Here is a 10,844-nt window from a genome sequence, read left to right on the forward strand (position 1 = left end):
ATGCAGCTTCGGGCGGATTATATTTGAGCAAATTCAAATTCCGTCACAACTGCGCCAGCGGTGTGCGGGCGGCGTCGCCATGTTCGTCTTCTCCCAGTGTGCAGATCAGGGTTGTCAGGTCGTCGTGCAGACGGGCCAGGGTGGCATCGTCAAGGCGGGCCAGCGCATCGGGCAGCACCCCGGCCGTCGGCCCCGGCACCCGGGCCAGCAAGGCCAGCCCCTCCACGCTGACTTCCAGGTGAACGGCACGGCGGTCCACTTCATCTCGCCGCGACACCAACAACCCCCTGAGCGACAGCGCACGCACCAGGTTGCTGGTGGTGGACTGGTGGATGTCCATCTTCTGTGCCAACTCGCCCACACCGATGCCCGGGTGCGCCGCCACCACGCTGAGCGCCCACAACTGGGCACCTCCCACCCCGGCTTGTCGCTCGATGTGCTGGAAGTGGGACTTGACGGCATTGAAGACCACCCGGAACTGGCGCAGCACGATGGCCGCCTCCGGTCGCAGGTCGGGGGACACGCCGGCAGCGGCGACAGGCACATTCATCGGTTTGGAATCTGACACGGCAAGTTCATGAAAAGGCGTTACCCCGATCCGTCAACATGGCTGTCCGACGAAGCTCGGGACGAATTATCAGACTGGCGACGGTGGGCGGCCCGCACCGTGGTCATTGCTTTTGCGGCCCTGGCCGGACTGGGCGTCATCGCCCTGACGTGGTTGAGCGAGCGTGCGCTGGAAACATTTCAGTCACTGCATCAGGCATGGTTCTGGGCTCCGCTGATCTGGACGCCTGCACTCACAGCCCTCATCGTCTGGCTGACGCGACGCTGTGCAGCAGGTGCGGCCGGATCGGGCATCCCGCAGGTCCTTGCAGCACAGGATCCGGCCGTCTCGCCGGAGGACCGGGGCCTGTTTGTCTCCCTTCGCCTGTCGGTGGCCAAGGTGATCCTCACGGCTGCGGGCATTCTGGCCGGGCTGTCCATCGGGCGTGAAGGGCCCTCGGTGCAGGTGGCCGCCGGGATCATGCATCACGCGCGACGCTGGCTGCCGCGGCGCAGTGCGGTCAACGAGCGGGGCCTGCTGGTCGCGGGCGGTGCGGCAGGCATTGCGGCCGCTTTCAACACGCCACTGGGTGGCGTGATGTTCGCCATCGAGGAACTGTCGCGAAGACCGGAGGACCGCGCCAGTGGTCTGCTCATCGGCGCCATCGTGCTGGCAGGCCTCCTGGCCGTCTCCATCCACGGCAACGGCGCCTATTTCGGTCGCATCAATGCAGCCGATCTCACCGTGTCGATGTGGGCCCCCGGGTTGCTCATTGCGGTGGCTTGTGGCCTGCTGGGCGGGCTCTTTGCCCGGGTCCTGGTGCAATCACTCCGAGGAGGTGACGACCGCTTCAGTCGCTGGCGCGCCCGGTATCCGGTGCGCTTCGCTGCGGGATGCGGGCTTGTGGTCGCTGTCATCGGCCTGGTGACGCAGGGTGCGACCTTCGGAAGCGGCTATGGGCCCACGCGTGCGCTGCTCGAAGGACAGGACACCACGCACGGCCTGCAGGTCATCCTCCGATTGATCGTGACCTGGCTGTCGGCATGGAGTGGCGCACCGGGCGGCATCTTTGCTCCGGCCCTCACCATCGGGGCCGGTATCGGACACGATGTGGCCGCCTGGACCCAGCACCCGCAGCCCGCATTGATTGCACTGGGCATGGCCGGCTTTCTGGCCGCGGCCACGCAGAGCCCCATCACCGCCTTCATCATCGTGATGGAAATGGTCGAGGGACACGCGATGGTGCTCAGCCTGATGGGCTGCGCCATGCTGTCCAGCGCCATTGCGAAATTGATCAGCCCCCCGCTGTACGACGCCCTCGCCACGCTGCAGCTGCAACGTCTGCCGCCCGCCCATCCCACCCCGCCTGCAGACAGCCCGCGCTGACACCCAGCCCTTGTGGCTGCGACGAGGAGAGTCGGGACATCCCCCGGCTAAATACATTTGTGCCAATGTATTATCCGCACCCTGTCAGTCTGCATTTGGAAGGAGAGGGTGATGATCAGAATCGGTCTCATTGGCCACGGCAAGGCCGGCCAGGCGGTGGCCAGCGTGCTGCAGCAGGATCCCCGGTTCGACCTTCGCTGGATCGCGCGCCGGCAAGAGATGCCCTGCCCAGCCGAGGCCCCTGCCCCGGTCCTGTCCCTCGAGCGAGCCCTGAGCCCGGCGTGGCTGCGCACCCACCCGGTGGATGGCGTGATCGACTTCTCTGCGCGAGACAGCTTGCGACGCTACGGCCCGATCGCGCGCGAGCGCGGCTGGGCGGTGGTCAGCGCCATCTCGGCCTACCGAGACGACGACCTGGATTGCGCGCGGCAACTGGGGCAGCACACCCGCGTGCTCTGCTCGCCCAACATCACGCTGGGCATCAACTTCATGATGGTGGCCGCCGGGCTGTTACGCAGGATCGCCCCCCATGCCGATGTCGAGATCCTGGAACAGCACTTTCGCGACAAGCCCGAGGTGTCGGGGACGGCCCGCAAGCTCGCGGAACGTCTGGACCTTCCGGAGGACCGCATCACTTCCTTGCGGCTCGGCGGGATCGTGGGCCACCACGAGGTCATTTTCGGCTTTCCGTACCAGACCGTGCGCATCGCGCATGACGCCATCCGCCGGGAGGCCTTCGGCACTGGCGCCGCCTTCGCCATGAGCGAACTGATGCACCGCCCCTCCGGCTTCTACACCTTCGAGGACCTGCTGCTCGAACGCCTGCGGGACGAACTGACAGGCCCTCAGGGCCACCCGCATCCCGCCGGGGTGACCTCGCGCGGGCCACGCAGGCCCCATGAAAAAGGGGCCCACAGGCCCCTGTTCGATCACGTTGCGACGACACCCTGACAAGACAGGGCGCTGCAGACTCAGCGCTGCAGCTGGCTGAGATCTCGCACGGCTCCGGTGTCGGCCGACGTCGTGAGAAGCGCGTAGGCCTGCAGGGCGGCCGACACGGCGCGCTGGCGGTTCGCAGGCTTCCAGGCTTGCGGCCCCTTGGCCTCCATCGCAGCACGGCGAGCCGCCAGTTCCTCATCGCTGATGGCGAGGTGGATGCGGCGGTTCGGAATATCGATCTCGATCTTGTCGCCGTTCTCGACCAGGGCAATCGCCCCGCCCATGCCCGCTTCTGGGGATGCGTGGCCGATCGACAGGCCCGACGTGCCACCCGAGAAGCGACCGTCGGTCAGCAGCGCGCAGGCCTTGCCCAGGCCGCGGCTCTTCAGGTAGGACGTCGGGTAGAGCATTTCCTGCATGCCCGGTCCACCCTTCGGACCTTCATACCGGATCACGACCACGTCGCCGGCCTGTACTTCTTCACCCAGAATGCCCTCGACGGCATCCTCCTGGCTTTCGTACACGCGCGCGGTGCCGGTGAAGGTCCAGATCGACTCGTCAACGCCGGCCGTCTTCACGATGCAGCCCTTTTCGGCGATGTTGCCGTACAGCACGGCCAAGCCGCCGTCCTTGGTGAAGGCGTGCTCCTTCGAGCGGATCACGCCCTTCTCGCGGTCGAGGTCCAGCGCCTTCCAGCGGCTGTCCTGAGAGAAGGCCACCTGCGTGGGAATGCCCCCCGGCGCGGCCTTGTAGAAGGTGTGCACCGTCTCGTCGGCGGTGACCGTGACATCCCACTGTGCAATGGCGTCGGCCATGGTGGGGCTGTGCACGGTGGGCACGTCGGTGTGCAGCAGGCCACCGCGGGCCAGCTCACCCAGAATGGCCATGATGCCGCCGGCACGGTGCACGTCTTCGATGTGGACGTCGGGCACGGCGGGCGCCACCTTGCTCAGGCAAGGCACCTTGCGCGACATGCGATCGATGTCGGCCATGGTGAATGGCACCTCGGCCTCGCGGGCAGCCGCCAGCAGGTGCAGCACGGTGTTGGTCGAGCCGCCCATGGCAACGTCAAGGGCCACGGCGTTCTCGAACGCCTTGAACGTGGCGATGTTGCGAGGCAGCACGCTGAAGTCGTCCTGCTCGTAGTGGCGCTTGGCCAGCTCCACGATCGTGCGGCCGGCCTTGCGGAACAGCTTTTCGCGGTCGGCGTGCGTGGCCACGATGGTGCCATTGCCCGGCAGCGACAGGCCCAGTGCCTCGGTCAGACAGTTCATCGAGTTGGCCGTGAACATCCCCGAGCAGGAGCCACAGGTCGGGCAGGCCGACCGCTCGATGGTAGCAACCTCTTCGTCGGAACAGTTCTTGTCCGCGGCTTTCACCATGGCATCGACCAGGTCCAGTGCAATCACCTTGCCTTCGATCTTCGCCTTGCCGGCCTCCATGGGCCCGCCCGAGACGAACACCACCGGGATGTTGAGCCGCAGGGCGGCCATCAGCATGCCCGGGGTGATCTTGTCGCAGTTGGAGATGCACACCAGCGCGTCGGCCGTGTGGGCATTGACCATGTATTCGACGCTGTCGGCAATCAGGTCTCGCGAAGGCAGCGAGTACAACATGCCGCCGTGGCCCATCGCAATGCCGTCGTCGACGGCGATGGTGTTGAACTCCTTCGCCACGCCACCTGCCGCTTCGATCTCGCGGGCCACCAGCTGGCCCAGGTCCTTCAGGTGAACGTGACCGGGCACGAACTGCGTGAAGCTGTTCGCGATGGCGATGATGGGCTTCTCGAAGTCGCCGTCCTTCATGCCCGTGGCGCGCCAGAGGGCGCGGGCGCCCGCCATGTTGCGACCGGCGGTGGAAGTGCGGGAACGGTACTGGGGCATCAGGAAACTCCGGGCTGATGATGCAAGTGGGAACCTGTCATTTTAGCTCTCGCCTCGAAAACCCCCACCAGCTCCACGGCGCTCATCGCCCCTTGCGAGGGTCTTGCATGCCCAGGGCGTCCAGGCTCTTTCTTCTGCGGGCTTCGCGGCGAGCCTCGACCTTTTCCATGGCCTGACGCTGTGTGCGCCCGGTGGTGTCGGACCACCACCACCCGATCGCCGCCGCAGCGAACGGGGCCAGCAATGCCCACCAGTGCGAACGCCACGTCCAGTCCGCCCAAGGCCCGATGCCAGCCAGAAACAGGCCGAGCATCGCGATCCCCACCAACAAGAAGCCCATGATGTCGTCTTCCTTCTGCACATGTCACGATACGTGACAGCCTCGTCAACCCCGGAGAGCACGAAAGCGTTTATAAATCTGTTCGCACTGTAATCCACCCCCACACCGGAAGGAGACCCATGAAATACCTGTCGACCCTCGCCGCCGCCGCCGCCCTGGCCGCTCTCACCAGCCCGGCCATGGCCAACATGGAACTGGCACAGAAGAAGTCCTGCCTGGCCTGCCACGGCGTCGAGCAGCGCATGATCGGCCCGGCCTACAAGGATGTGGCAGCCAAGTACAAGGGCCAGAAGGGCGTCGAAGCCAAGCTGGTCGAAAAGGTGCTGAAGGGTGGCAAGGGCGCCTGGGGCGAGATCCCCATGCCGGCCAACCCCCAGGTCAGCGAGGCCGAAGCCAAGGAACTGGTGCACTGGATCCTGTCGCTGAAGTGATGCTGCACAGGCGCTCCGCCATGGGCGCCTGACGAAGACAACAAAAAGCCCGCGGCTCGCGCCACGGGCTTTTTGTTTGCACACGCCAGACTCAATATCGGTAGGACATCGTCAACCACACCTGCGGCTGCCGGTCTGACGACGTGGCAGTCGGGCTCCCTCCTCGGGTTCGCCAGGCCAACGCAAGATCCGCACTCCAAGCGCCACGCTGGTACCGACTCCCGAGGCCTGCACCCGCCAGGGAGCGGCCGTTGCTCAGAGGCGGGCTGACGAGGCTGCTGACATCCGCGTTCACGCGGATCGAGCCTGCGTCGTAGAAGGCATACGGTGCGAAGGGCCCCATGGCGTAGCGCATTTCGATTTGGGCCAGCCAGCCCTTGTCTCCAAAGCTTTCTCCGGTGGGGTAGGCCCTGATACCGTTCGCGCCTCCCAGGCCAAAGCGCTCGGAGGAATCGAGATTCTTGCTGGCCCACTGCGCCGACACTCGCCCAAACAGGGTCACCCCAGCCAAGGATGTTGCTTGGACACGAGCAGCATCCAAATTCCACTTGTCGAAGCGACCATTTGCCTGCACACCACTGCTCGCATCCGCATCTTTGAGTGAGCCGCGCAGGTGCAACTGCCCCGTCGTATAGGCGAGACTGCCATAGCTGACCCCGCCGCCGCCGAATCCATCACGGCGATCAAATTGCAAGCTGACGGGCAACACGTCGCTGCGCTTGCTGGTCTGAGTTCCAGCAGCACCCTGACGGTCTTCCAGATCCTTGTGCTGCAGCGTGATGCCCAGCGTCAGGTTGACCGCTTGGGAGCGCAACCAGGGGTAAGAGGCCCCCAGTGTGGTCACTTTGGCTGTTCCACTGGCACGGGCACTCGCGAATTCCTTGCCCAATTCATAGCTCGTATGGGCGTAGCCGACCTGACCACGCCAGCCGTTAGCCCCCAGGGGCAAGCTGTAGCCCAGGCTGCCCAGCCAGAGATCTTCACTTGTGCGAATCCCGTTGATCTGGATCTGATCACCCACTGCGAACGGACTGTCAACCGTCACGCTGGCGCGAAGCCGATGCTCACCGGTGTAGCGGCTGCCTTGGTTGTCGTAGCCCAGATCCCCTCTCACCGATTTCGTGCGACGTACTTCGACGTCGAGATCGCCTGTGCCGAAAGTCTGCCCTGGCCGTACCACCGGCGTTACGTCCAGACCAGGCTGATCTTGCAGGATCAGCATCGCACGCTCCAACGCCGCGCTTTCGATCGGCATTCCTGCCTTGAGCCCTGCAGTGAACTTCTCGGCTTGTGCACGGAGGGGCTCGTCGCCCTGCACCGTGATACGCCCGTACCGCCCCTCGATCACCTCGATCACGAGGACGCCGGCGGCCAGGTCCTGAACCGGCAGATAAGCACGAGCAAAGGGATAGCCTGCCTTGTTGTACGTCTCCGTGACGTGATCAGCGAGCTCTCGCAAGCCGGCAAGATCAAAGGTCCGACCGGCGATGTCACCCAGCGCCGCATTCAAACGGGCGGAGTCCAATACCGTATTGCCGGCGAACCGTACCGACTGAATCTGGACCGTGGCACCGCCTGGCAGGGTGGACAGATTCGGGACCGAGACGATCTGGACGCCTTTCGCGGGCCTGGGCAGCTGAAGCGAGGGCGCAGCCTGCTCTCGCAGAACCTGCCCTGCATCGGGCGCGACTTGCGCCGACGCCGGCATCGCGACGAGCACAGCAAGCATCAGCACAGAGAAGTCGCCAGGCACGTGGGTGCGGTTGTGTTCTTTACGGAGAATGGCGTCGTACATCAGTTGCCTCCTTTTTGATTGCCGTCGGTGTTCAAGCCACCCCTGAATACCGCCACGCGGACAAGGCCCGACGCCCCCCCCAGGCCACCGGATCCAGCTCCGGAGCCCATGCCGGACGCCGGGTCGGGCACGTCCACCAGCAAAAGCCCACCATTTCGCATCGCGCCCACGTTTCCGGCGGAACCCGCAGGCGCCCCACTGGAGCCCGTCACCGCAACCGGCAGAGCGGGAACACTGGCGGGCGCCACCAGGATGGAGGCCGTGACGGTTGCCACCTGGGCAACCTGCGATTGCGTGGCCGCGATGATGTTGTCGCTACCGCGACCGATCGTCAGCGTGCCGTTGTTGGCCGTGATCAGGTAGTTGCCGTTGGACAGCTGGCTCGCGTCGATCGTGTACGTGCCCACGTTCTCACCGGGTGCGCGGCTCAGCGCGCCCGTCAGCGTGTCGCCATCCACCAGGCTGCCGCTGCTGACCTGCCAGGTCAGCGACGGGTCGCCGTTGCCGTACGTCTTGTTCTTGTTGTCCGCCGTCACCGTGATGGCGCGCGGGTCGATCGTCAGCGTGCCGCCGCTGTAGGTGATGGCGTAGTTGGTGCTGCTCAATCCACTCGGCGTGATGGTGTAGGTGCCCACGTTGCGCGCCCCCTGGCTGTCACCGGAGTAGGCAAGCGACCCCGACAGAACCGAGGCAGTCTCATTGTTGACAAGCCCGTTGTAGGTCGCACCGTTGCCGCCGCTGTAACCTGCACCGTCGTAGGTCTTGCTTGCCGCGGTAGCCGTCACAGTCAACGGCGCTGGCGTGATCTTGAAGGTGGCAGTGGCACTGCCGCCCGCCGCGAGCACGTAGGCCGAATTGAGCAGATTCAGCGACACACTGTAAGTGCCAGCATTGGTGAAGCTGGTGACCGCGTTGCCGTTATACAGGAAGTTGTAGTCTGTGCCGGCTACCAGACTGACGCCATTGCCAAACACCCCGCCAGTCGTCCAATAATCATTCAGCGCGTAGCCCGTGCCCGTGTACAACAGGTTCCCGCTGGTGCCAAAATCGCCGAAGGTGTAGCTCAGTGTTGTCACACTGGGGGCCAGTCCCGACGATGATTGCGTCACTTCCGTAACCGTGGCGGGACGCGAGCTGAAAGCGAACAGCGCCTGGTCGGCTGTCAGCCCAACGACGTTCACGGTGTTGGTGTCATCCGTGAACACGGCATTCACCGTGCTGTCGTATGTGTTCGGCGGAGGTGCACTGGCCCACGCCTCCGCATTCCCCCAGAGGTTGAGAACACCAGGGCCGCGCTTCGTGAAACCCGGATTGCTCTCGCAGTAATACGACACGCACCCGACGATAGGCGCCTTGATGTCGCTGTCCTGGCCGGCGTAAATGGTGAGTTCGCCGTTGCGCAGCATCAAGCTGTCACCTTCAAACAGAAGACGACCGTTCGTGCCAATCAGTTTGCTGGTCTCTGTCGAAGCGATGCCATACGCGTCCGCCCCGCTCCCTGCATGACCGCGAATGATGATGTTGCCCGTGTTGCTCTTGAGGTAAGCGTAACTTTCAAGCAGCACGCCCACACTGCCGACCGCCCAACCTCCCAGGCCCATACCGCCATAGCCTGTGATGTCGATGTTCCCGTTCCCTCCGGTGATGACTGAACCGTTTTGAACCTGAACGCCCCAGTTGTAGCTGCCAAGCGGGGTCGATGTTCCCATCCCGCGGATGACAACGTTTCCACCCGTGAGCGCAGTAGGAAGGCTGTCATCGGCCACGCCCGATCCGTCGCCCGTTGCATCCAGCATGGCATTGATGCGAACACCCGCGTCCGAGGTTGCGATGGCATAGCCACTGGCAGAGGTGTCGCCACCGCCGATGGTGATGTCTCCACCATAGGTGCTGACGCGCCCGTAGATGCGAACGCTGCCGACTTCCCCCCCCCTGGCACGCGCAGCCAGCACCACATCAAGCGGGCTTCCCAGGCTGCCGCTGATGGAGTCGAAAACATTGATGTCTCGGTCGGCTGCCAGCGTCAAGGTGCTTCTTGCGCCAGAGGACTTCGTGACGGGAGCCCATACATGGATGTCACCCTGCCCTCCGCCATCGGCCGAAGTTTGAATCGTGACGCTCCCGTTGTTCAAGGCCATCGACAGGGTCTCCACGTCGATGCCGTCGTCGGACCAGCTACCGCCGAAGCTGGCGTCGTAAATATAGAAATCCGCTGGATCGATCAACCAGGTGCCCGCCTTGCCGGCCGGTGCTGCCGTGCTGACTTGCGTCCCGGCTGAGATCTTCACACTGGCTGCGCTGGTCTCAACGAATCCGCCATCTCCGCCATTCGGCGCGCCGGCGTCGAGTGTCCCTCCCACCAGAATGCGGTCGTTCGTCATGCCGCCCATCAGCATGATCTGACCCTTCTCCCCGGTTGCGAGAGTCTGTGCCTCAGTGATACCCGTATGATTGATGACTGTGGTCACCAGGTTGCCGACGGCCCTGGCGGTCAGATAGACGAGACCGCCATCCGCGCGAATCGCCCCACCTTGCTCGATCAGCGCATCGAGCACGCCCTCTTCCACCTCGATCTTGACCGGCCCGCCGAGGTCCAGCCGCACCTTGCTGCCAGCCCCGATCAGCACATTGCCCCGCTCGGCCTGGAGCAACCCCAGGTTCGTGACCTTGGCCGCGATCAGCGCAATGGTGCCGCCAGGCGCCGCCGTGATCTGCCCTTGGTTGACGACCGCATTGCTGCTTCCACCTTCGAAGCGGTAGTTGCCGGCCATGAAGTCCTCGGTCTTGAGGTTCAGTGTCGAGGCCACGACGCCGCCCACCTCCACCCGTGCGGTGGGCGTGAACAACACGCCGTTTGGATTGAGCAGAAACACCTGCCCATTGGCTTTCAGCGCCCCCTGGATGACCGAAACATCGGTTCCCAGCACACGGTTGAGCGCCACCGCCGATCCGTCGGGCTGCACGAACTGGACTGTCTGCCCCTGCCCGATGTTGAAGCTCTGCCAGTCGACAGCAAGCCTGGCTGAGCTTTGGTTCACCGTCATGGTGCTGCCAGCGATGGCGATGCTGCCGGAGCCCCCCACAATCTGCCCACCTGCTGGCAGATCCGCACCCTGTGCGTGAGAACCCAGCAGGCCAAGTACACACAGCGCCGGCGCCACCAACGAAAGCGTCGACGCAGGGCGCCTGCCACCGGAAGCGACCGTCTCGGCGACGGCCACATAAGCCTGCCTGCGCTCGCTCCACACACTCCGGAAAGTCCTGTTCATGTTCTGCGCTCCTTGGGCTGCATCGGGCGTGTGCGGCGCTACGGCTTGTCGGCACGCACGCACACAGGAACAAATCACGAACGATCGTAACCATCGGTTTCAATTTTTCCGGATTGAAAAGCTCTTGAGTCCACCCTGAACAACTTGCAACCCATTGATATGCAGCGCGATTTCGGCTGAAGTGTGGTGCGATATTTGCAAGGAAACAAATACCAGCCCCGCGCTTTCTTGCAAATTCTGTAGCCATGAAGCCC

The 10,844-nt window shown here is 64.2% G+C and carries 8 protein-coding genes; 3 read left to right on the top strand and 5 right to left on the bottom strand.

Annotated features, from left to right (window positions below):
• Positions 1–43: 43 nt before the first annotated feature.
• A complete protein-coding gene (locus tag QZ709_RS13045) occupies positions 44–550 on the bottom strand; it encodes a MarR family winged helix-turn-helix transcriptional regulator (RefSeq protein WP_294637716.1) in 507 nt (168 codons plus the stop codon).
• 27 nt (positions 551–577) lie between these two features.
• Between QZ709_RS13045 and QZ709_RS13050 the strand changes: the two genes are divergently transcribed.
• Both QZ709_RS13050 and QZ709_RS13055 read left to right on the top strand, forming a co-directional pair.
• Positions 578–1,933: a chloride channel protein gene (locus tag QZ709_RS13050; RefSeq protein ID WP_294637717.1), complete on the top strand. Its 1,356-nt coding sequence runs from the start codon at positions 578–580 to the stop codon at positions 1,931–1,933.
• Positions 1,934–2,044: 111 nt separating this feature from the next.
• A complete protein-coding gene (locus QZ709_RS13055) occupies positions 2,045–2,884 on the top strand; it encodes a dihydrodipicolinate reductase C-terminal domain-containing protein (protein ID WP_294637718.1) in 840 nt (279 codons plus the stop codon).
• A gap of 20 nt (positions 2,885–2,904) precedes the next feature.
• On the opposite strand, the gene ilvD is transcribed toward QZ709_RS13055, so the two are convergent.
• Together ilvD and QZ709_RS13065 are read right to left on the bottom strand one after the other, a co-directional pair.
• Positions 2,905–4,755: a dihydroxy-acid dehydratase gene (gene ilvD, locus QZ709_RS13060; protein ID WP_294637719.1), complete on the bottom strand. Its 1,851-nt coding sequence runs from the start codon at positions 4,753–4,755 to the stop codon at positions 2,905–2,907.
• Positions 4,756–4,837: 82 nt separating this feature from the next.
• A complete protein-coding gene (locus tag QZ709_RS13065; protein WP_294637720.1) occupies positions 4,838–5,095 on the bottom strand; it encodes a TIGR04438 family Trp-rich protein in 258 nt (85 codons plus the stop codon).
• A gap of 119 nt (positions 5,096–5,214) precedes the next feature.
• Here QZ709_RS13065 and QZ709_RS13070 point away from each other — a divergent pair, with 119 nt between their 5' ends.
• The gene (locus tag QZ709_RS13070; RefSeq protein ID WP_294637721.1) at positions 5,215–5,526 is read left to right on the top strand and encodes a c-type cytochrome; all 312 of its coding nucleotides are present in this window, start codon (positions 5,215–5,217) and stop codon (positions 5,524–5,526) included.
• Between the two features lie 91 nt (positions 5,527–5,617).
• On the opposite strand, the gene QZ709_RS13075 is transcribed toward QZ709_RS13070, so the two are convergent.
• Both QZ709_RS13075 and QZ709_RS13080 read right to left on the bottom strand, forming a co-directional pair.
• Entirely contained in the window at positions 5,618–7,321 is a 1,704-nt protein-coding gene (locus tag QZ709_RS13075) for a ShlB/FhaC/HecB family hemolysin secretion/activation protein (protein ID WP_294637722.1), read from the bottom strand.
• Positions 7,321–10,590 carry an MBG domain-containing protein gene (locus QZ709_RS13080; RefSeq protein WP_294637723.1) on the bottom strand — a complete coding sequence of 1,090 codons (3,270 nt, stop codon included), beginning with the start codon at positions 10,588–10,590 and terminating at the stop codon, positions 7,321–7,323. The genes QZ709_RS13075 and QZ709_RS13080 overlap by 1 nt, the downstream gene beginning before the upstream one ends.
• Positions 10,591–10,844 lie beyond the last annotated feature (254 nt).

This window comes from uncultured Aquabacterium sp., assembly GCF_913773725.1.
Classification (GTDB): Bacteria; Pseudomonadota; Gammaproteobacteria; order Burkholderiales; family Burkholderiaceae_C; genus Aquabacterium.